24 protein-coding genes and 1 tRNA gene are annotated in these 21348 nt (G+C 59.5%); 15 read left to right on the plus strand and 10 right to left on the minus strand.

What is annotated here, in order from left to right; all coding sequences use genetic code 11:
* The first annotated feature begins 799 nt into the window (after positions 1-799).
* Positions 800-1108, plus strand: coding sequence for a putative quinol monooxygenase (locus LG661_RS17955; RefSeq protein ID WP_230533255.1), 309 nt, complete (start codon positions 800-802; stop codon positions 1106-1108).
* Between the two features lie 106 nt (positions 1109-1214).
* The gene (locus LG661_RS17960; protein WP_230533256.1) at positions 1215-1907 is read left to right on the plus strand and encodes a glutathione S-transferase family protein; all 693 of its coding nucleotides are present in this window, start codon (positions 1215-1217) and stop codon (positions 1905-1907) included.
* A 148-nt stretch (positions 1908-2055) separates the two neighbouring features.
* Here the strand turns inward: LG661_RS17960 and LG661_RS17965 are convergent, their stop codons facing one another.
* The 7 genes from LG661_RS17965 to LG661_RS17995 form a co-directional block, all read right to left on the minus strand.
* The gene (locus LG661_RS17965) at positions 2056-3534 is read right to left on the minus strand and encodes a protein adenylyltransferase SelO (RefSeq protein ID WP_230533257.1); all 1479 of its coding nucleotides are present in this window, start codon (positions 3532-3534) and stop codon (positions 2056-2058) included.
* A gap of 146 nt (positions 3535-3680) precedes the next feature.
* Entirely contained in the window at positions 3681-3941 is a 261-nt protein-coding gene (locus LG661_RS17970) for a hypothetical protein (RefSeq protein ID WP_230533258.1), read from the minus strand.
* A 145-nt stretch (positions 3942-4086) separates the two neighbouring features.
* Positions 4087-4160 (minus strand) — tRNA-Cys (locus tag LG661_RS17975).
* Between the two features lie 87 nt (positions 4161-4247).
* On the minus strand, positions 4248-4502 hold the full coding sequence (locus LG661_RS17980) for a hypothetical protein (protein WP_230533259.1): 255 nt from the start codon (positions 4500-4502) through the stop codon (positions 4248-4250).
* 80 nt (positions 4503-4582) lie between these two features.
* Positions 4583-4909: a hypothetical protein gene (locus tag LG661_RS17985; RefSeq protein WP_230533260.1), complete on the minus strand. Its 327-nt coding sequence runs from the start codon at positions 4907-4909 to the stop codon at positions 4583-4585.
* Between the two features lie 149 nt (positions 4910-5058).
* Positions 5059-5697, minus strand: a complete 639-nt coding sequence (locus LG661_RS17990; protein ID WP_230533261.1) for a hypothetical protein — start codon at positions 5695-5697, stop codon at positions 5059-5061.
* A gap of 174 nt (positions 5698-5871) precedes the next feature.
* A complete protein-coding gene (locus tag LG661_RS17995) occupies positions 5872-6081 on the minus strand; it encodes a cold-shock protein (protein WP_230533262.1) in 210 nt (69 codons plus the stop codon).
* Positions 6082-6395: 314 nt separating this feature from the next.
* On the opposite strand from LG661_RS17995, the gene LG661_RS18000 reads away from it, so the two are divergent.
* The 3 genes from LG661_RS18000 to htpG all read left to right on the plus strand — a co-directional run bounded on the left by LG661_RS18000 (position 6396) and on the right by htpG (position 9883).
* Positions 6396-6659: a DUF3572 domain-containing protein gene (locus LG661_RS18000; RefSeq protein ID WP_230533263.1), complete on the plus strand. Its 264-nt coding sequence runs from the start codon at positions 6396-6398 to the stop codon at positions 6657-6659.
* Positions 6660-6868: 209 nt separating this feature from the next.
* Complete coding sequence (locus LG661_RS18005) at positions 6869-7870, plus strand: 3'-5' exonuclease (protein ID WP_230533264.1); 1002 nt, start codon at positions 6869-6871, stop codon at positions 7868-7870.
* 117 nt (positions 7871-7987) lie between these two features.
* Complete coding sequence (gene htpG / locus LG661_RS18010) at positions 7988-9883, plus strand: molecular chaperone HtpG (protein WP_230533265.1); 1896 nt, start codon at positions 7988-7990, stop codon at positions 9881-9883.
* 148 nt (positions 9884-10031) lie between these two features.
* On the opposite strand, the gene LG661_RS18015 is transcribed toward htpG, so the two are convergent.
* On the minus strand, positions 10032-11219 hold the full coding sequence (locus LG661_RS18015) for a D-alanyl-D-alanine carboxypeptidase/D-alanyl-D-alanine-endopeptidase (RefSeq protein ID WP_230533266.1): 1188 nt from the start codon (positions 11217-11219) through the stop codon (positions 10032-10034).
* A gap of 1020 nt (positions 11220-12239) precedes the next feature.
* On the opposite strand from LG661_RS18015, the gene LG661_RS18020 reads away from it, so the two are divergent.
* A complete protein-coding gene (locus LG661_RS18020; protein WP_230533267.1) occupies positions 12240-12977 on the plus strand; it encodes an integrase core domain-containing protein in 738 nt (245 codons plus the stop codon).
* Here the strand turns inward: LG661_RS18020 and LG661_RS18025 are convergent.
* The gene (locus tag LG661_RS18025) at positions 12953-13159 is read right to left on the minus strand and encodes a hypothetical protein (RefSeq protein ID WP_230533268.1); all 207 of its coding nucleotides are present in this window, start codon (positions 13157-13159) and stop codon (positions 12953-12955) included. The two genes, LG661_RS18020 and LG661_RS18025, sit on opposite strands and share 25 nt — an antisense overlap.
* A 365-nt stretch (positions 13160-13524) precedes the next feature.
* On the opposite strand from LG661_RS18025, the gene LG661_RS18030 reads away from it, so the two are divergent.
* The 3 genes from LG661_RS18030 (at position 13525) to LG661_RS25465 (ending at position 14811) form a co-directional block, all read left to right on the plus strand.
* Positions 13525-13788 carry a type II toxin-antitoxin system Phd/YefM family antitoxin gene (locus tag LG661_RS18030; protein WP_230533269.1) on the plus strand — a complete coding sequence of 88 codons (264 nt, stop codon included), beginning with the start codon at positions 13525-13527 and terminating at the stop codon, positions 13786-13788.
* Positions 13775-14209 (plus strand): hypothetical protein, encoded by a 435-nt coding sequence (locus tag LG661_RS18035; protein ID WP_230533270.1) that lies wholly within the window; start codon positions 13775-13777, stop codon positions 14207-14209. The genes LG661_RS18030 and LG661_RS18035 overlap by 14 nt, the downstream gene beginning before the upstream one ends.
* Before the next feature lie 395 nt (positions 14210-14604).
* Positions 14605-14811, plus strand: a complete 207-nt coding sequence (locus LG661_RS25465; RefSeq protein ID WP_407666742.1) for a GcrA family cell cycle regulator — start codon at positions 14605-14607, stop codon at positions 14809-14811.
* Between the two features lie 70 nt (positions 14812-14881).
* On the opposite strand, the gene LG661_RS18040 is transcribed toward LG661_RS25465, so the two are convergent.
* Positions 14882-15781 carry a LysR family transcriptional regulator gene (locus tag LG661_RS18040; RefSeq protein WP_230533271.1) on the minus strand — a complete coding sequence of 300 codons (900 nt, stop codon included), beginning with the start codon at positions 15779-15781 and terminating at the stop codon, positions 14882-14884.
* A 123-nt stretch (positions 15782-15904) separates the two neighbouring features.
* Between LG661_RS18040 and LG661_RS18045 the strand changes: the two genes are divergently transcribed.
* Genes LG661_RS18045 through LG661_RS18070 form a run of 6 tightly spaced genes read left to right on the plus strand, consistent with a single transcriptional unit; the run spans position 15905 to position 21130 of the window.
* Positions 15905-17056 carry a mandelate racemase/muconate lactonizing enzyme family protein gene (locus tag LG661_RS18045; protein WP_230533272.1) on the plus strand — a complete coding sequence of 384 codons (1152 nt, stop codon included), beginning with the start codon at positions 15905-15907 and terminating at the stop codon, positions 17054-17056.
* 37 nt (positions 17057-17093) lie between these two features.
* Positions 17094-18074: a TRAP transporter substrate-binding protein gene (locus LG661_RS18050; protein WP_230533273.1), complete on the plus strand. Its 981-nt coding sequence runs from the start codon at positions 17094-17096 to the stop codon at positions 18072-18074.
* Entirely contained in the window at positions 18071-18592 is a 522-nt protein-coding gene (locus tag LG661_RS18055; RefSeq protein ID WP_230533274.1) for a TRAP transporter small permease, read from the plus strand. Before LG661_RS18050 ends, LG661_RS18055 begins: the two co-directional genes overlap by 4 nt.
* Positions 18593-18601: 9 nt before the next feature.
* Entirely contained in the window at positions 18602-19882 is a 1281-nt protein-coding gene (locus tag LG661_RS18060; RefSeq protein ID WP_230533275.1) for a TRAP transporter large permease, read from the plus strand.
* Between the two features lie 49 nt (positions 19883-19931).
* On the plus strand, positions 19932-20921 hold the full coding sequence (locus LG661_RS18065) for a ketopantoate reductase family protein (RefSeq protein WP_230533276.1): 990 nt from the start codon (positions 19932-19934) through the stop codon (positions 20919-20921).
* Positions 20897-21130, plus strand: coding sequence for a hypothetical protein (locus LG661_RS18070; protein ID WP_230533277.1), 234 nt, complete (start codon positions 20897-20899; stop codon positions 21128-21130). The genes LG661_RS18065 and LG661_RS18070 overlap by 25 nt, the downstream gene beginning before the upstream one ends.
* The last annotated feature ends 218 nt before the right edge of the window (positions 21131-21348 follow it).

Here is a 21348-nt window from a genome sequence, read left to right on the forward strand (position 1 = left end):
TTCGCACCCTCTGGCTGGTCGCTCATGAGCCTGCAGCTCTGCATCATTACTGGCTCAGGCCTGACCCACATCTCCCGGCCTTCAAAACCACGACTTGGAAGGATCAGGATGGCCGACCGGGAGCGCAGGTGCATGTCGATCGCCTGTCCCTCAGCATCTCTGACTTTGTCGCCGGTGCGCTGAGCGGGCAACTTCAGTGGTCCGGAAATGGCCGACACGGGATCATCCCACTCATTCTCCGCGAGGACCAATGCTGGCACCGCACATGCCGCAAAAGGGTTCTCCTGGTCTACAGGGCCGAAGCGCCGCGGGGGGACCCTCTTAAAATTGAGATGGTTCAAGCGATGGAGGGTTATGCAGACGCTTATGCCAAGGCTCAGGTGGCTCTTCCCGACCTGGCAGAGAGCCCGTGGCCCTTCAGAAAAGTCCTCGCGTCGCGCTGCCCTCACTGCCAAAGAGAGATTCGCTATCAGCGCGAGGACTGGGCAGGCCAGACCGCCACTTATAAGTTGCCGATTGGTATCGATATTCCGGAGCAGGGAAGCCAGACCGGATTGGTTCCGTATGCTCAGTGGCATTGGGGGCCGCAATCCCGGTGGCCCGACTGGGCTCCCTTCGGCGGTATTGGTCCGATCTCCCATCAGCCTTTTGAGATGCGGCCGAGGCGCCTGGGTCCCAGGACAGGTTGATGGATCTTGAGCGTCGGACCTATCGCGAGAGTCACAGGTCCTACATCCGAGGTGAGGTGCTTGCGGGGGCGCAGAGCAGTGGCTAACAATCAACGATCAGGAGATCATTCATGCTGCACGTTCTGGCCTACATCACTGCAAAGCCCGGCATGCGCGAAGCTGTGCTCCGGGAGTTCCGGGCGAACATGCCGGCTGTGCATGCCGAAGAGGGTTGCATCGAGTACGTTCCTGTTATCGATTTTCCGGCATTCGGCCCCTTTCAGACCGAGCTCGGGCCAGACACTTTCGTCGTTGTCGAGAAATGGGCGAGCCCTGAAGCACTCAACGCCCATGCCGCGTCTCCGCACATGAAAGCCTATGCCGAGAGGACGGCTGACATGATCGAGACCCGTATGATCCACGTCCTCTCACCTCACTAGATTCCTGCCTGACGGCCCCTGACGAGTCGTGCTTGATTGCACTGCATACCGCAGCGGTTCCCGTTAGAACCTACCCGATGTCGTCCCCTGCTGCTGGAGTTCTCCTTTGATCACATTCTACTACAACCTTGCCCCGAACCCGATGAAGGTTGCTCTGTGCCTGGAGGAGATGAGCCTTCCGTATGAGCTCAAGCCGGTGGACACCCGCAAAGGCGAGCAGCACCAGCCGGACTTTCTGGCTATCAATCCGAATGGCAAGGTGCCTGTGATCATCGACCAGGATACCGGAGCAAGGGTCTTCGACTCGAATGCAATCCTGCTCTATCTTGGAGAGAGGACCGGACAGTTCCTGCCCGACAGCACACCGGTTGCGCGTGGTGAGCTTCTCTCTTGGCTAATGTTCATTGCGACAGGCGTCGGTCCGTTCTCAGGCCAAGCCGTGCATTTCAAGCACTTTGCGCCTGAGCCCAAGGACTATGCTGTCAATCGCTACCTGTACGAAGCGAAGCGGCATTACGGCATCATTGATGCGCATCTATCCGGGCATCGCTACATGGTGGGTGAGACTTACACTATCGTGGACATGGCCCTGTGGGGCTGGGCGCGCATGGTGCCGTTCATCTTAGGCGAGAACGCCTGGGGTGACTTCCCGAACCTCAAGCGTCTCTTTGATGAAATCAGCGCACGCCCGGCAGCTCAAGCGGCGGCCGCGCTGAAGGAGCGGCACAGCTTCAAAGCTGAGATGGACGACGAAGCACGCCAATATATGTTCCGACATTTGGCTGCCCCGGCTAGCTGACCACTCGCGCACGCCATTGTTCCTCCGTCCGGAACGCAGAATGGGTGCTGGGCGGAGGTAAAGGCTGTGGGAGGGAATAGATGCCGAGGGCTCTCTAGGAGCGGCACCAGTTGTGATGAACGGCGCAGGCGCGAAGCTGCTGAGGCAGCTACGTCCCGCAGAATGTCCGATAGACGCGCTGGTTTGGTTCCGGTGGCTCGGAATAGTGGGCGAAAGCTGGCTGATCCTCATAGGGCCTAGAGAGCACCGTCAGAAACTCCTCAAAGGGAGCAAAGTCGCCCCGCTCCACCGCAGCTTGTATCACCGCCTCTACGCGATGATTGCGCGGGATGAAGGCTGGATTGACGGCTTGCATGGCAGCCCGGCGGCTTGCACCATCTTGCGGCTCAAGGCTCAGCCGTTCCCGCCAGCGGGTAGCCCAGGCGTCATAAGCAAGCGGATTGATGAAGAGGTTTCTGACGACCTCATCTCCCTCGGGGCCAGCGGCAGCATCGCTCAGCCGCCGGAAGGTGAGGGTGAAATCCGCCTGGTTCTCTGCCATCGCCTTTAAGAGATCCCCGGCGAGCGTCAGGTCTTCCTCGCGCTCCGACAGCAGTCCGAGCTTGCGCCTGAGCCCCGTGTGGTAGGCCGCCTCAAACCTGCCCGAGAAGGCTTCGAGCGCCGCGTTCGCGTCAGCCACGGCCTTCTCCTGGTCCTCGGACAGGAGCGGTAGAAGCGTCTCGGCCAGTCGCGTCAAATTCCAGAGGCCGATGCGGGGCTGGTTGCCATAGGCATAGCGGCCGTGCTGGTCGATCGAGCTGAAGACGGTCGCCGGATCGTAGGTATCCATAAAGGCACAGGGGCCGTAGTCGATCGTCTCGCCCGCTATGGACATGTTGTCGGTATTCATGACGCCGTGGACGAAGCCGATGTGCAGCCAGCGGGCGATGAGGTCCGCCTGGGCAGCAATGACCTTATCCAGGAGCGTGCGATAGGGCCGATCACTTTCGGCTGCCTCGGGGTAGTAGCGGCCGATGACGTAATCCGCGAGAAGACGAAGCCCCTCGACGTCCTGCCGAGCGGCAAAGAATTGAAATGTGCCAACACGGATGTGGCTGGAGGCCACACGGGTGAGGACGGCGCCAGGAAGCAGCGTCTCGCGGACAACAGTCTCGCCGGTTAACACCGCGGCAAGCGCACGGGTTGTCGGCACCCCGAGCGCCGCCATCGCCTCACTGATGAGGTATTCTCGCAGGACCGGTCCCAATGCAGCCCGCCCGTCGCCACGGCGCGAGAAGGGTGTCGGGCCTGAGCCTTTGAGCTGAATGTCCCGACGGATACCGTCCTGGTCGACGACCTCACCGAGAAGAATGGCGCGTCCGTCGCCGAGTTGCGGCACGAAGTTCCCGAACTGGTGGCCGGCATAGGCCATAGCAATGGGCTCAGCGCCATCCGGCACACGGTTCCCACACAGAAGCTCAACGCCCTCAGAACTGGAGAGCCGCTCCGGATCGAGACGGAGCTGCAGGGCGAGGTCCCGGTTCAGCCGGATGAGCTTTGGCGCGCTGACAGATGTGGGTGCCAAGCGCGCGTAGAAACGATCCGGCAGGCGGGCATAGGTGTTGTCGAAGGGGAAATGAACTGTCATGGGACCTATTTCACCGTTAGGATCCCGTGAAATCGTAGCTGGCCTTCCTGAAGGCAAGGGTCAGAGGCCAAATCCGGTTGCATCACGCTCCATGATGTGCCCGCAATAACGTTCCGATGCCGCCCCAGACATGGCCAGAAGCGTGATTACCGCTCGCGGTCTATGATGCGGTACTCAGCGTCGATCACATCTCCAGAGCGGGCTGCCTCTGCCATCCTGCGGCGAAGGCGCCAACGCAGGATCATGCCGCCGACGATGGCAACAGGGATGATGATCAGCGCGAGGCCAGCAGCTACGACGAGCATCAGGAGGCCGAGCGACACGGCAGCGATCACAGCCAGAACAGCAGCCCAGCGAGGCAGTCGAATGAGCTTGATCCCTGGATGGGACGAATAGCGTGTGTCCATCGGCTCCCGCCACGAACCTGAATTTTGATAGGCATCTATATGCTGATGCCAGAGGTGGGATACAAGGTTGAGATCGAGCCGGGCACCTTTGTCGCCGTCTCACTCTGCTTCCATTGTTTCGGAGTTTTAGCCCCTGGCTTGGAGCTGGAGGCCTCGCCCGGAATCGAACCGGGGTGCAAGGATTTGCAGTCCTCTGCGTAGCCACTCCGCCACGAGGCCATCCGAGGCGCCCTCTGGATGTGAGGAAGCTTGATACTGGAGAGCCCGCCACCGGGCAAGTGTTCGTTCCTGATGGAGTTTTCGTCGCTAACGCCTCAAACGCCTCACGTTCGCCCGCACATGCTTGCGGTAGCCCTTCACCACCATGTGGGCAGATCCACCGGTAGCAATCGTGGCCGAGGCTTCGGCAAAAGCCGCGACCTTCTCCGTCACCATCAGCATGGATTCGGCTGGGGTTCCTCGGCCTAATGCAATCTGGGTTAGCCGGGTCCAGATGACGGTCTGCGCCTCAATAGCCAGCATGTTGGCGTCCGCAGCCAGCTTCACCCACGAAAAAAGCATCAGTGCCTCTCATGCTCCCGAACATCAAAGCTCTCACTCTGGATCCTCTCTTTCGATCCCGGGGCCGTTTTCATGCCTTCTCAGCGGCCCTCTGGGACAGCCCGCTCGGTCGCGCTGACGAGCCTATGATGCAGGCGATGACCAGCGTCGCGAAGCAAGCGTAACTTGCGTGCAAAGGGCTGCGAGTTCTCGTTCTTGTCGACCACAACGGCCGCTGCAGCCGCAAAAAGATCATCGGCAGCTGCCTCAAGGCCCGGATCTCGTCTGACAGCCCCAACCACATCGACCAGAAGGCTTCTCAGGTCGTGCAAGTCGGCCTCATTGCTTCTCTGCTCGATCCGGGACAGCGCAGACTGAATTGCCTCTCGTTTGTTCGTGATTCTGTCAGCGAGCGCCTGTTCCGTCATGAGCCATCACCTCCTGGAGAAGCTGGCCAGCGAAAACCCACCCGGCCAACGAGGAGACACTGCGCCCATACGGTTAACCAACGTTTAGCAGGAGCCCGGGCGAACGGATGTGCTCGTTGAGTGGCTCCGAAAGCGATCAGCCAACGTCTTCAGGCTGCATTGTTCTCGGATGCAGGTGAGCGGTGCACTTGCACCTCGGCTGCTCCTGTTGCGGATTGCTCATGAAGCATCGTCGCGAGCCTCTGAAGGAGCCGAATGGATTCCTGGGGATATGCCTCGTGCTGCGCCACCCCAATGATGTTGTGAAGGATGGCAGAGATTTCCTCCAGCCTTGCAATGCGCTTGGCTGCGAGCACATGAAAAAAGGTCGTGAATGCGACCATGATGGCCTGATCATGCTCCTCGAGCTGCTGGCCGCGGGCTTTGAGCGCCTTGATCTCCTTCTCCTGAGCCGAAACAATTTCAGCGATGGCCAGCATCTGCTCAGCCAAAGCATCCAGAGAAGCATTCATGTCAGTAGCATGCCCCAGAATCTCATGTCGCATGTGGGATGAAAGGCTCGCGTCCGCTTCACTTTCTGCCGTATCCGGGGAAGAGAACGCCGACGCCTTGAAAGCGACCGCTAGGCCACTGCCCTCCACCCCTAAAGATTGCCTTTCCGGGTCTCTTCGCCCATCCGATGGTGTGCGTACGTCTGCATCACGAGCAGGTCTATTCAGCATTCGCCGGGCGAGGGCCCATGTCTTCTGGATAACCCCGATCTTGATCACATTCGTGCTCTCAGCCATGGCCTTCGATCGACACAGCGATGGGATCGAGGATCAGAAACACAGGGCTCAGTTCCAGGACAGAGCTCGCGGATGGAAGCACGCCAGCTCGATTGCTATTTTTTTGAGCGAAGAGCCGCTCCGCAAGGGAGCGGCTCAAGACCAGGGGCGAGAATGATCCTCCGCCCATCTGAGCTAAGCAGACCTTAAATCGACCGCGGACTCCTTGCCGGTGCGGCGGTCGGCCTCGACCTCATAGGAGATCTTCTGACCTTCCGCGAGCCCGCGCAGTCCGGAGCGCTCGACCGCGCTGATATGCACGAAAACGTCTTTTCCTCCGGTATCTGGCTGAATGAAGCCATAACCCTTCTGCTCATTGAACCATTTCACAGTACCTGTCGCCACGTCACACGTCCCTCTGTCTTGACTTCTCAGTGATGGCCCAAAGCCAATCACTCCTCGGCTCGATCCTGGTCGGAAAGGGCGCATGCTCGGCAGCAGCAAAGCGGGATTGCTTCCTCGTCCGACCAGTTTCGATCTCGCAAGCGTAGATTCGGGCTCCTGTGCTGGCAAGCGCTCTGGTGCTGGGCGATCTGTGCCGAGCCTACGCCACTGCAGCTGAGAATTTTATGCTAGATTGCACATGGAAGACGCCAGAGTGCGGCCTGGCTAAGGGCATGCTTCCTATCCCCGTCACAGCAAGCCGAACGGAGTTCAGCATGCCTCATAGCACGCCGGGCAATCCGGAAGCGATCGTAGCCCAGGCTCTCAGTTATTTGGCTGCGAACGAGCCGATGTTGACAAGGTTCTTCAATCTGACGGGGCTCACGGCTGACACCATTCGAAAGGCTGCTAACGATCCAGGCTTCTCAGCGTCCGTGCTGGATCATCTCCTGGCTGATGAGACCCTGTTGGCCCAGTTCACTCAGTCATGCGGCATTCGCCCTGAGGATGTGCGACTCGCGCGCCAACGTCTCACTTGACTCCGACGAGGGACAGCATCGGGCCGAGAAAGCTGCGGAGCGATCAGGCCTGACCCGCAAACCTGTCCTCCGGTAGCGGCTGCGCGCCTAAGGGTTTGGCTCCCGGCTGCATATCCGGCGCGTTAACAATCTGGCGACCTGCATCCCGTTACTCTGCCTCGCCGGGCTTGCGCGTGAGCCTGCGATATCGACGGGCGGAAGGTGCGGGAATGCGAGGTCAGGCTGATCTTTTCTTCGACTACGGCGCGCCGCCGAGCTTGATCGAGACGAAGCCCGCCGGTGAGATTGTCCTCAAGGCCAAATACCGTAGCGGATCCCTCAAGACTCCCGATCATGAGACCGCCGCCCGGATGCTGGAGGCCACCGGTGACTATCGTGTCCTCCGCCGTTTGCAGCCCCGCCCTATCGCGGCTTCACGTATGCCTCGTCAGGGGGAGAAGATCGCCGTCATCATCGATACCGAAACCACAGGTCTGGATCACACGAGGGATGAGGTTATCGAACTCGGCATGATCGCCCTTACCTACGATGAGGAAGGCCGGGTCGGTGACGTGATCGGCACGTTCAATGCCTTGCGCGAGCCGAGCGTGCCGATCAGCCCGGAGATCACCCGCCTGACAGGGATCACGCCGGATATGGTCGCCGGCCAGGTGCTCGATCTTGAGGCCGTTGAGAGATTCATCGAGCCGGCCGACTTGGTTATCGCGCACAATGCTCGCTTTGATCGCCCCTTCTGCGAGCGTCTGTCCCAAAGCTTTCAGGTGAAGGCCTGGGCCTGCTCCCATTCCGAGGTGTCCTGGGGCGAGTTCGGGTTTGAGGGATCGAAGCTGGGATACCTTCTGACCCAGTGCGGCTGGTTCCACCAGGGGCATCGGGCGGTCGAGGACTGCCATGCTTTGCTTGAGGTGCTGGCATCGCCCCTGTCCTCCGGGGCCGGGCTCCCCTTCAAGCACCTGCTGGCGTCGTCTCGGAAGGCGCTCCTGCGCATCTGGGCCGAGGGCAGCCCGTTCGACATGAAGGATCTGCTGAAGAAGCGAGGGTACCGCTGGAATGACGGCACGGACGGGCGGCCGAAGTCGTGGTGGGTGGAGGTTGACGAGGAGGCCGGTGAGGCGGAGCTCACGTTTCTTCGGCGCGAGGTTTACCGGCGTGAGGTCGAGCCTTACACGCAGAAGATCACTGCCTTCGAGAGATTCCGGGCAGGACGCTAATCGACCTTAGCTATTTCTCCAGACTGCTGCCCCTTGCTCGCGGCCTTCCAGGCTTGAAATCTTGACTGTGGGCTGCCATCTCATCGCCCGCCGGAGCAACAAGGTTCATCTCAAGCCATGACAACTGCAGATATCACCGCCCCTGAGAGCCATTCCTTCGAGGCCGATGTCGCCAAGCTGCTGCACCTGATGGTGCACTCGGTCTATTCCGACAAGGATGTCTTCCTACGCGAGCTGATCTCGAACGCGGCCGACGCCTGCGAGAAGCTGCGTTATGAGGCGATCTCCCACCCTGCCCTGCTCGGCGATGACCCCAAAGCCCGGATCACGCTGCTGATCGATGCGGACAACCACCGCCTGACGGTCGAGGACAACGGCATCGGGATGAGCCGCGACGAGATGATCGAGGCCCTCGGCACCATCGCACGCTCGGGCACCAAGGCGTTCATGGAGCGAATCCAGGCCGCTCAAGGCGGCGACGGAGCCCAGCTGATCGGACAGTTCGGCGTTGGCTTCTACTCGGCGTTCATGGTGGCCGATCGGGTCGACGTCGTCTCACGTCGGGCTGGTACCCACGAGGCAACGCTCTGGTCCTCCGACGGCAAAGGCTCCTATACGGTCGCCTCTGCGTCCATCGATGAGGCCCCGGCCCGCGGCACCCGGGTGATCCTGCACCTGATGGAGGACGCTGCCTCCTACACCGAGCGCTACCGGCTCGAGCGCATCATCAAGGAGCAGTCTGGCCACGTCCCCGTGCCGATCTCCCTTGTCGAGAAGCCCGGGGCGGAGCCGCAGGAGGTCGCTGATGGCGCTGCCCTTTGGGTCAAGCCGCGCTCTGAGATCACGCCTGAGGAGTACATGGATTTCTACCGCAGCGTGGCCGGTCAGTTCGACGAGCCGGCGCTGACGGTGCATTTCCGGGCCGAGGGGCGGCACGAGTACACAACTCTGGCCTTCGTGCCGGGCTCCACACCCTTCGACCTGTTCGATCCCGACCGCCATGGGCGGATGAAGCTTTACGTGAAGCGGGTCTTTATCACGGACGAGGCTGAGATCCTGCCGCGCTACCTGCGTTTCGTGCGTGGCCTCGTCGACTCGGCTGACCTGCCGCTCAACGTCTCACGCGAGATGATCCAGGAGAGCCCTCTCCTGGCCGCGATCAAGAAGGGCGTGACCAGCCGAGTTCTCAGTGAACTCGATAAGCTCGCCCAGAACGATGCGGAGGCCTACACCAAGGTGTGGGAAACCTTCGGCTCGGTGCTGAAGGAGGGGATCTATGAGGACTTTGAAAGGCGCTCGACGCTGCTAGGCTTGGCGCGGTTCAAGACCACCGCGTCCGGTGGCGGGTGGCGCTCGCTCAAGGATTATGTCGGTTCCCTCAAGGAGAACCAGACTGCCATCTACTACGTGACTGGGACGGATCTCGCCCGGCTCAAGACCTCGCCGCAGCTTGAAGGTTTCCGGGCGCGTGGCATCGAGGTACTGCTGCTGCCCGATCCGGTCGACAGTTTCTGGGTCACCGCCGGCGTCGGCTACGAAGGCAAACCATTCAAGTCGGTCACCCAAGGCGCGGCGGACCTGGCGCAAATCCCGCTGACTGAGGCTAAGGAGAATGGACGCGCGCCGGCAACGGAGGCGGTGACGAGCTTCATCCAATCCGTGAAGGCGACCCTTGGTGAGAGCGTCTCCGACGTCCGCGCCTCAGAGCGTCTGACAGAAAGTGCCGTCTGCTTAGTGGCACCCGAGACTGGTATGGACCGGCAACTGGAGCGGCTCTTAGCACGGGCAGGACAGCTAGGATCGGCAGCAAAACCAATCCTTGAGATCAACCCGCGCCATGACCTCATTGTCGCCCTGGCCAGTCTCGGAGATATAGAACAAGCGCTCCGTGAAGACGCGGCCCATCTCCTGCTGGACGAGGCACGAATTTTGGATGGTGAGCTGCCGGCCGATGCGAGGGCGTTTTCGCAACGGCTCGCACGGGTCATGCAGCGGTGCGTTCCCAACGGATAGACTGAAACGGTTATACGCGATGGCGCGGGTTGAACCGCCGCACCTCGCTGGGCTTAGTGGCACCTGCATGTAGAAGTCTGCTCTCAGGGCTGAGTAGCGGACTTCGAGGACGCGTGGGGAGCTTGGGCTCGGTGGGCGTGCCTTGCGGCTACAACTCGGACTGGATGGCTTTGAGGAGCCGGAAGCGCATCGCACCGTTGTTGCTTGTGAGTGCGATCACGAAGCGCACACGCCCATGCTTCGAAGTGTCGGCATAGCCCGCCAGGGTGCGGACGCCGGAAAAGCTGCCAGTCTTGAAGCGGGCACCATTGCCGCTCTGGAGCAAGCTGGCATGGGGCTCGAAGAGGTGCAGCAATTGGGCAAGGCCGCGGGTCGTGAAGCGGTTGCCGCGGCTGATGCCCGAGCCTTCCTCGAGCTGGATGGACTCGGCGAGGCCGTGCTTGACGAGCATCTCGTTCGCAACCTGGAGCGACTTCTTGAGGCTGACGGGCCCGCCCAAGCGATGCGCACCGATCTCTAGGAAGACCTGGTTAGCGATGTAGTTGTTTGAGCCGAGGAGCAACCCGGCAAGGATCTCCGAAAGGGGGCGTGATTGGTGGTGAACGTAGACCGGCTCCAAGCCCTCAGGCACGGCTCCAGTCGAGATCTTGCCTGTGACGCTGCCGCCCGCCCGCTCGATGAATGCGGCGATCAGCTCGCCGGCATAGTGCAGGCCCACCGTGGGATCCTGGGTCAGGCTGATGCGACCGCGACCCTGGATGCCCCGCGTCAGAAACTGGCTGATAGCGAGCGGCGTGATCGGGGTCTGCTCCTCGGCGGAGCGGACCGTCTTGCCCTTCCGCACGGCGTGGATCGTGTTGAAGTTCACCGCGAGCGCGGAGTTCAGCGCGTCGTAGGCCTCGTCGGTGTCCTCGATGCCCGGGATACAGATGTCGGAGGGGTAGTAGCTCGCGTCCAGTACGATGCCGTTGAGCGGCTGCTTACCGATTGCGGCGACCAGCGCCGGCGCGAGCTGAGCCAGCTCTTCGGAGATCAGAAAGGGATCGCCGCCACCGCGAATGTAGAGCACCCGGTCGCTGCCCAGGTAGAAGCGGGTCTTGAAGCGGTAGTCGGCGCCCAGGACTTCCATCGCCAGCCAGGCGGTCACGATCTTGGCGACGGAGGCAGGCACGAAGGGCTTGTCAGCGTTCTGAGCCACCAGCTCGTTGCCCTTTTCGTCCATCACGAGCACCAGCCCCGACGGGGCGAGCGCCGCGAGCTTCTCCCTGGCACCGGCGAAGGCTTGGGCCGGCATCAGGAGCAGGACGCAAGCGAAAGCGAGTAGGCGAGGCCACATGAGGACGCCAGCCCGTGCCCTCCCATTCGTCGTTTTCGGTAATTGGCTCAACATAGCGCTACGGTCTCATTGGCTTACATGGGGGGTCTGGGGTTGCCGCTTTCGCGCCGCTGCTAGGCGCTTAGCGGATGTGCATTGCGAGGGCGGTCGGCTGAGGATGAAGCTGACGTTTGTCTTTTCGGTAGGCAAGTCCTTGGAAAGACACGGATGTGGTTGAGGCTCGCTTCGTCGATCTAGCGCCTCAAAAGCGCGTTGGCCTATCAATCCGGCTCCTCTCCGAAGATCCTCATTTGCTAGAACCATGACGAGAATATGATGGCTGGAGCCTACGTCCAACGGCACGCTTGTGGCAGTCGTCGCCGGTGATGTGCCTTCTGATGCTCTTTGCGGATCAACCACTTTGAGAGTGGTTGGCGCCCAGGACAGGATTGGGCCAGCGCGCAGTTATTTCCAGCACAATCAAAGGCTTAATCAACCCGCGGCTGGTCTGTTTGTACCACCTGCTTGTGCCTTCGTCTAATCCATTTCTATCGTAGCGGAGCTCCCAAGGCGATCTAGAGTGGCCGTAGTGCATCGTCGGCGACGACCCTTATATGCGCCAGGGGCGACGCCGGATGTCTTCCCTGATCTTATCGCTCCACTTCCGGATGCTCTCGTCGACCTGGTCCATAAGGTCGCTCCTGGCATCCATGTCGGAGACGAGCGCGACGCTGACGAAACCAGGCTCCCCAGCGACAGCTGGTAGTCGCCACGCCTCACACCGGGTGACACCCTGCTTCGTCCCAGGCGGAGGCGTCGGGTTCGGGCCCCAAGCTGCCGCGAGCTTAGGGTAGGTTCGCTGCAGCTCGTCGAAGTCGATGGTCCAACGATGGTCCGACACAGTGCCGAATGAGGGAACGATGCCCGGAAGAAGATAGTCACGGACGGTATTGTCTAGGTGTGGGATCTGAGGAGGCTGTTCGTCCCGTCTGAGAGCCTGAAGGTGGTCGTTGCGACACGAACCCCTGACGGATCTGAGGAATGAACAACCCGCACCAGAATGCCCGCACGACCCGGCTCGGTCGAGCGGAAATGATCCGCCGCATCCTCGAAGATGGCCAACCTGTTCGCGCGGTGGCCCGAGGCTTTGGCATCAGCGAGCGCACCGCCCGCAAGTGGCTGGCCCGCTACAAGGCGGAAGGGCCAAGCGGACTGACCAACCGCTCCTCCTGCCCAAAGACCGTTGCCAATCGCACGGCCGAGTACTGGCTCGGGGTGATGGAGATGCTCCGGCGGGAGTACCGGCTCACGGCAGACGAGATCGCCGGCAAGCTGAAGCTGGCCCGCTCTACCGTGGCGGCTTGGCTTACCCGGCGTGGCTTGGGTCGCCTGACGGCCCTGGAGCCGAAGCAGCCGCCCGTGCGCTATCAGCGCCAGCACCCTGGCGAGCTGATCCACCTGGACATCAAGAAGCTCGCCCGCTTCGAGCGGGTGATGACGGACAACGGGTCAGGGTACGTCACGCGGCTGTTCCGCAAAGCCCTGAGGATGCTCGGGATCCGGCACATCCGCACCCGGCCGCACACGCCCAAGACCAATGGCAAGGCTGAGCGCTTCATTCAGACGCTTCTGCGGGAATGGGCCTATGCCATCCCGTTCAGCTCGTCGGATGCACGGGTCACCGATCTGCCGCGCTGGCTGACCTGGTACAATCAGCAGCACCCGCATGGTAGCCTCGGCCGACGAACACCTGCTCAGGCTCTCGCCGGAACAACCTGATCAGAACTCACATCTAGGTCGTGGAGCACGGCGGCCGGCGTCGCTGCATTCGGGCGGACGATGACTTCGAGCGCGACGGCGACCACGAGAGGATTGATGATCCAGTCCCAACGATGCTTGAATGCCGCGATCTCAGCCTGGACCGCCTTTTTGAATGCGTTCGAGCCACCGCTGATTGCCATGGGCGGCCAGGAGATCGAAGCGCTCCCACGGTTGGCGCCCCTGATCGTACGGACAACGGACAGCCCGTCCAGCGAGCTTCGGGAATGTGCGAGCGCCATTCAGTCGGTTTCAGGATCCCGGGCTGGTACGGCAGAGCAGAGGCGTAATCGGCAGACAACGCCGGTGCTGGAAAAGGAGACGATTCTGCGTGCCGAGCTCAGCTCGGTACCAGCGGCTGCTCAAGCGCCGCAAGCAGAGCAGTCGCCTGGGCTAGCCGCTCTCCCGAACAGGGTGCGAGCCCTTCCGAAATCGACCAGTCGAATTGAAATTTTTATGGAAAATATGGATATTATTGATATGCTGAGTCTATCAGGAGATCCAACTCATGCGCACCTTCACTACGGCCGACCTCAACAAGAAGGTTGGGGACATCACAGATGCCGCCCGTCGGGAGCCTGTCCTGTTGACCCACCATCGCAAGCCGCGTTTCGTCCTGATGTCGGTCGAGGCCTATGAAAGCCTGACCCAGAGCAAGACTGGCAACAGGCGGACCGGCTTCACTTTGGAGACTATCCCGGACGATGTTGCTGGCGGCCTCCTTGCCCTTGCCGATCAGTATGAACGCGAGGGCGGCAATGGCGACGCTTGAGCCGGAAACCGGCCTTGTCGTCCGCTATCGTTATCTCTGGCAGCGGCAGGCTCTTGCCGGCGAGGAGACAGGCCGGAAGGCTCGTCCGGTCTGTGTGGTCGTTCCCATCGGCGCTAGCGGCGGGGACGTGGTGCTGTTTCCTCTGACGACGCAGCCACCTGGACCCGAACGCCTGGCCGTGCAAGTTCCGGACATCGAGCGCCGCCGTCTCCGACTCAAGGGCGACGGCCCGGCCTGGATCATCCTTGATGAAGGCAACCGCGACGAGTTGCCGAACTCCTACCATCTCGAGCCTGTCGCCCTGAACCCGGTGCGGTTTCACTACGGGGTTTTCAGCCCGGCATTTATGCGCGTCATCCTGGCGACCCTTGCTCAGGCCATCCGGGCACGACGGCTCAAGGTCGTGAGCCGAGGCGAGTAGCACTTCGCAGGTTCTGTGACGCTCATCGCGACCGGGCTGTCCTACGGTCTTTCGATGGCCGCAGCCGGAGGTTCACGATCCGACCCGGATTGATTGGGCGAGTGGTTGATGGCGAGGATATCCCAAATCACAAACGTGCGCTGGCCGTGGCCAGCTGCGGCTTCGACCACAACGAGCACATGACATCTCGAGCGGCGTCGAGTGCTCCTCCCCGATATCCACAGGGTTGTCGGAGCAACCCTCGTTGACCATGCGGCGTTACTAATGTTCTTAATTTGTTCCGATATCGCACCAGAAATCAATGATGCGCCACCTGCTCCGTGTCGAGGCGCTCGCCGTTCATCTCGCGACTAGGGATCTTCGCTGATCCGCCCCACCATGCCATAGGTACCTGTATGCAAGAGCCAGACCCCAGACAGCGTACGAAACTCCTGAAGGTCGGAATGCGGCAGTGCCGCTACCTCGTATCCGACGATCCCCGTCGCGCGATCTGCTGTGGAGCCCCGACACCGGAGGGATCGAGCTGGTGCGACTGGCACCGGAGGCTCGTCTACATCCCGGTGCAACCCGTTAAAATCCGGCGTGACACACTGGCGTCCTAAACAGGCTGTTCGGCTCATGTGGGTGCGAGACTATCCCAATCCGATCCCTTGCGACATTCTCAAACGAGCACTAACGATGCAGGTAATCCATTTCCGCGAGGACTTGGTGCACGGTTTTAATGAATGCCTTGAGTGCTGCGCTCTGATTATCAGCACGGAAGACTGCATAGATCGGGACGTCCTCAATCCTGGGCGAGGCTTGGAGCAGCCGCACTCTCCCTGCGGTGAGTCCCACCTCAACCATCTTGCTCGGGAATATAGCTAAAGCTGAGCCTTTGCTGACTAGATGCGCGAGCATTGCAACACTTGAACAGGTATCAAGCCGGGCGGGCAAGATACCGGCCGCCGCGAACCAGCTCTTGACCTGCCAGTAGTTGATACTCCCTTGGGGATTACAGATGATTGGAAGCCGAGCGAGATCCTGGGGAGATACAGTTTCTGGGAGATCCCAGCTGATAGGAGCTACCCACCCCGTCTCCTGAGCGCCAAGAGGTATCAAGGTAAAATTCTCTCGTTCTGTCGCGTTCACCAGAAACGCTAAATCGAGCTTATGGTCATGGAGGTCCGGCTCAATAGAGGAACTTGTAGCAATAACGCACTCAGGTTGTAGTTCTGGATAGTTTTTGTGTAACAACTCTAAAATGGGAGCTAGACAGATGAACGCAAAGCCTTCAGCCATTCCTACTCGAATGCGGCCTCGGACCTGAGATGTGCCAGCATCACTTATAAAGTCCTGAACATTGTCCAAGATTCGCCTTGCATTCGGTAACAGAGCTTGCCCGTCCAGAGAAAGCCGGATACCGCGACCAACACGATCGAAGAGCAACAGGCCAACCTCCTCCTCCAAGGCTTTCAGACGCAAAGAGATTGTAGGCTGTGATAGATTCAAACGTTGAGCCGCGCTCTCGACTGAGCCCAGAGATGCGACCCAGTAGAAGGCTTCAAGCTGCGCAAGGGTGACGCGACTCATTTATATTTCCAATCGATTTATCTCCAGTTTTCTTAATGGACGCCTATTTGGCAATCAATTACGACTTCTCCAAAGACAAAATGCCCAAGATGTGGTGCAGAGGCGGAGGAGGAGCCCATATAGATGGCGGATCAAGAACACAGGGTCGTCAAGGTCGAGGGTTTTGAGCTTGCCTGCAATCTTCCGGCCTTTGTGGGAAACTCCTTGCGGATGTTCAATAAGCGATCCGCCCTGCTTGTAAGGCTGACAACAGCGTCTGGGTTTGTTGGATGGGGTGAAACCTGGGCATTCCCTTCTTCCGCTAGCAGTTTCATTAAGGCCGTTTTGGCGCCAGATATTCTTGGTGCTGATCCTACCACTCCACGCGCTATTCAGACGCGTCTGCTCGGGCGGATTATTCCGGACCGTCGCGGCCAAGGGCATATGGCTATCAGCGCTGTTGATATTGCCCTCTGGGATGTTTTCGGACAGATCACCAATAAGCCCATCTATGCCCTGTTGGGCGGCAAGATACGTGACCGCGTCACAGCTTATGCAAGTGGTCCTTTCCTGCAGGCCGGGGACGATCGCTATGCCGGTTTCGAGCTGGAGGTAGAGCGTTTCGTGAATGCCGGCTTCCGAGCGGTGAAACTCCGTGTCGGAACAACCCTTGCTCGCGATACGTGGGCGATCACGAAGGCGCGGGCAATTATTGGTGACGGTGCATTGCTGATGGCCGACATGAATGAGGGCTCTTCAGTACGAGAAGCCGTCCGTCTCGCGCACGCCGTTGAACATGCTAGTCTTTCGTGGCTCGAGGAGCCAATCCCACATGATGATCTGCCGGGATATAAGCGACTGGCGGAACTCTTGCCACTCGCGCTTGCCGGCGGCGAGTCGTTCTGTGGGGTGCAATCCTTCCGCGACATAATAGGCGCCGGCGCACTCGATATCGTCCAACCTGACCTTGCAATTTGCGGTGGCCTGACCGAAGCCATGCGGATTTCCGGACTTGCCGATGCATTTGGAACGACGGTTGCGCCTCATGTATGGGGGACAGGCATCAACTTTCTTGCATCACTCCAGTTCTCTTCGATCCTTACGCCACGTTCCGGATCAGTCCCCTCCCCTCTATTCGAGTACGACATGGGCTACAATCCGTTGCGGTCAGCAATCTATGATCCCAAGCCCGATCGCGACGGCATGCTAACCATTCCTGACGGGCCAGGCCTCGGGATTGAGATAAAGGTTGAGCATTTTTCAGAATACATTGCCGACCACTGGGTGCTTGAATAGAGCGGTCGAGCAAGTTGTTTTCACAAGGGAGGAAGCAATGAAACGACGTACACTACTTGCCGCAGCCTGTATGGCTGTGATCGGAATGCCTAGCTTAAGCTCGGCTCAGGCGCAGACAACGCTAAACCTCGGCTTCATTGGTGCGCCGCAGGCCCCCGAGGCAATCGCCATGCGGCAGTTTGCTGAGGAGGTGGGTTCGAAAACAGGCGGACGCATCAACATTCGCCTGCATGGTGGCGCAGCACTCGGTGGTGACCGTGAGGTCGTTGAGGGCGTGCAACTCGGCACGGTCGATATGACAGTAGTCAGCTCATCAGTGGTTGCAAACTTTGTGCCCGAGCTAAAGGTCTTTGACATCCCGTTCCTCTTTCGAGATTTCGACCATGCCGAGGCCGTCCTCACAGGACCAATCGGGCAAGAGGTTCTCAATAAGATGCCGAACAACGGCCTTGTTGGCCTCGCTTTTGGGGGTATGGGATTTCGCCAGCTCACCAATAATGTCCGCCCAGTTAAGACACCGGCGGATGTCGACGGCCTAAAGATTCGCACACAACAGAACGATATGCACATTGAAGTGTGGCGTGAGCTTGGCGTACTCCCAACGCCCATGGCCATTCCCGAGGTATACACGGCCCTTCAGCAGGGCGTTGTGGACGGTCAGGAGAATCCTGTTGGAGCCATCATCAACAATCGCTTTGGTGAGGTTCAAAAATACATCAGCCTGACTGACCATGCCTTTACGCCTCTGGTAATGCTAATCTCGCCGTCGGCCTATGAGGCTCTCAAGGACGAGGACAAGAAGATCATTAGCGAAGCTGCAAGGAATGCCATGACTCGTAACCGCAAGGAAGTGGAAGCTGTTGCCAAGACCGGCCTCGATACCTTGCGCAGCCAGGGCATGACAGTTGTCACGGACGTCAATAAGGAAGCTTTCAGAGCGAAATTGGACCCGCTCTATGAGAAGTATGCCACGACCTTTGGGGCGAGCACTCTCAAGGCGATCCAAGATACCAAATGAGCACCGCACTGCTCTATGGGCGCTCGATCTTTCTTACGGTCGAGCGCCGCATCACTCAGACTGCTGTCGCACTCGGGTGTCTGGGGCTTGTCCTTGCGTCGCTTGTAGGTCTCTACCAAGTCATAGCGCGATTTATTCTCTTTCGCCCGGCATCCTGGTCAGAACCCTTAGTGCAGATCGCTTTGATCTGGATGACCTATTTAGCGCTCGCCGGCGCAATGCGGGCCGGAACGCTTATATCGGTCGACATGCTTCTTCGCCTCAGTTCCGGGCCGTTCAGGCGCATTCTGAACGTCATCATCACGCTTGCGGCTCTTGCGCTGCTCATCGTCCTACTGTGGTTCGGGTGTATGCTCGTATGGCGCGTGCGATTCCAGACAATTGCCGGTCTTGGAATTTCAGCGTCCTGGTCTTACGCAGCTTTACCACTGGGCTCTTTCCTATCCATCCTTGGCCTGATTGCCCATCTCGTTGACCCACCTGAACAGACCATTGCCGAAGCGGAAGCCACTGGTTAGGAGGCAGCAATGCTAGCAGTCATGATCGTGACCATGACGGTCCTGATGATCCTTGCCGTGCCCGTTGCCGTTGCTATCGGCCTTGCTGGCATCATTGGAACACTCGGATTCTCTAACCTCCCACTCATTGTCGTTCCGCAGCAGGCTTATATCGCGCTTGATAAGTTTCCACTTGCGGCTATTCCATTCTTCATCCTGGCCGGGAACATCATGGCCGCTGGCGGCATATCCTCGCGATTGGTCGATCTTGTTAACAGCCTATTGGGCAACGCCCGCGCCGGGCTGCCCATATCCTGTGTCCTAGTCTGTATGGTATTCGCAGCCGTGTCAGGCTCCAGCGTAGCTACAACCTACGCTATTGGCGCGATCCTCATTCCGGCGATGGTTAGGCAGAACTACCCTGTAGGCTTTGCGGCTTCGCTGCAGGCGACATCTGCCGAATTAGGAGTGATAATTCCACCATCCATTCCCATGATCCTTTATGGCGTCGCAGCAAGCGCCCCCGTGGGAGATCTTTTTATCGCAGGTTTTGGGCCTGGCATTCTTATTGCCGGTGCACTGACCCTCTATGTCTGGACTTGGTCTCGCGTAAAGAAGCACGAAGTTCCAAGCGGGTTTACCCATAAGCCAATTCTAGTGAGCGCACGACGAGCAACTTTCGCACTGCTGATGCCTGTCATCATCCTTGGTGGCATCTACGGAGGGGTATTCACCCCGACAGAAGCTTCTGTGGTTGCTGTTTTCTACGCCCTGCTCGTCAGTGTATTCATTTATCGCGAGCTGTCCCTCCTAGGCCTTATTGCTGTGGTCAAGCGCTCAACAATGGCATCTGCAATCATCATGTTCATAATCTCGATGGCAGGGCTTTTCTCGTTTGTCCTAACCCGTGCCGGGATCCCAGCAATGATCGGAGACTGGGTTGTTGAGACGTTCACAAGTGGGCTCGCCTTCCTTCTAGCAGTTAATGTATTCCTCTTCTTAATCGGCATGTTTGTTGAGACATCCGCCTCTATCGTAGTAATAGCGCCTATTCTTGCCCCGGTAGCGATGCGCTTCGGTATCGACCCAGTGCATTTTGGCATGATCATGATCGTGAACCTTGCCATGGGGATGATTACGCCTCCCTTTGGCGTCAATCTGTTCGCGGCTTCTGCTGTGGGCAACGTTTCGCTGGAGCGGATGATGCCCCATCTACTACCTTTGGTGAGTGTAATCGTGTTTTGTCTGGTGCTTATCACCTATGTGCCTGAAATCAGCGTTGGGCTTCTCAGCTGGCTTGATGGCTCCTGAAGAGCGGGCCAAAATGCCTGGCCCGATGCTCGCGATGAATGGGAACACCATGCGGATCATTATCTATGGCGTCGGCGCAATCGGCGGCACGGTGGCTGCAGCTTTGGCGCTCTCAGGTCAGCAGGTCATCGGCATCGCCCGCGGCGATCAACTGGCAGCGATCAAGGAAGGCGGCCTGCTGCTGCGGACACCCGAGAAGACCGCAAGAGCCCATTTCCCCTGTGTTGCCGATCCCGACGAGATCGAGTTTCGCTGCGATGATATGATCCTGCTGACGATGAAGACTCAGGATACGCTTGGCGCCCTGGAGCGGCTGCGGGCTGCCGGCGCCGTCGAGCAGCCGCTATTCTGTGTCCAGAACGGCGTCACGAACGAGCGTATGACCCTGCGGCGCTTTCGCGAGGTTCATGGCGTGACGGTCATGATGCCCGCCAGCATCTCGGCGCCGGGCGAGGTCAGTGCCTTTTCAGTGCCGCGCCACGGCGTCTTCGATATTGGGCGCTATCCCGGCGGCCGCAATGAGGACGATGATCGTCTTGCTCAGGCCCTGGAAGCTGCCAATATTGCAGCCTTTGTCACACCCGACGTGATGCAGAGCAAGTATGGCAAGCTGCTGCTCAACCTGGGCAACATCGTTGATGCTGCCTTCGGCCTGAATGGGGATCTCAAGCCCTTCAATGCCCTGCTGCGTGCGGAGGCCGAGGCGGTCTATACGGCGGCGGGCATTGCATGGCGGGATGTGGGGAGCGCTGATCCCCGTCGCGACCAATTGGTGCGCTTCCAACCGATTGAAGGCGTCGAACGCTCCGGCAGCTCTACCGCGCAAAGCCTCGCTCGTGGCGCCGGGTCCATTGAAACAGACTACCTCAATGGTGAGATTGTGCTGCTCGGGCGGCATCATGGGATACCGACACCGGCCAATACCTATTTTGTAGAGCTGAGCGTGCGCATGCTTCGTGGCAGGCTCAAGCCGGGCGCTATCTCCGTTGCACAAGTCGAGACTGAGTTGAGGGCATGCGGCGTGGTTCTCAGGGACTGAAGGAACTGCCGGCTGTTTTATGGCAACAAGCAGTCGAACGAAGCGGCATCTATTCGGAGCCCATCGGACTCGAGCTCCCCGACGAGATGCGCAAGGTCGAGCACCGCACGGTCGATGCCGTCCTGATCGTCCCGGGCTCGCCGCCCCGCGTCCTCGAGGTCGCCGAGAAGCACCATTTTAACGCCTATCGTGCGGCCCTGCGACGTTAATGTGCCCCAGAGTGCCCATGGGTTTGGCGAGACGTTCTGCAGTGCAGTCAGCTGTTATGGAACTTGAAGCAGAAAATTCCACTTTTGCTCACCCCGCCCAAAACTGCACGGCTGTTTCAAGCAGAGAACGGGCGGCAACAAGAAAGTATCCTGATCCGGTAGTCTGTTGCCCTCCTAGCACTACTTTGGCACTTTCATCAGTGAGCCGAGGGTGAAGC

This window comes from Microvirga roseola (assembly GCF_020866965.1).
Lineage (GTDB): Bacteria > Pseudomonadota > Alphaproteobacteria > Rhizobiales > Beijerinckiaceae > Microvirga > Microvirga roseola.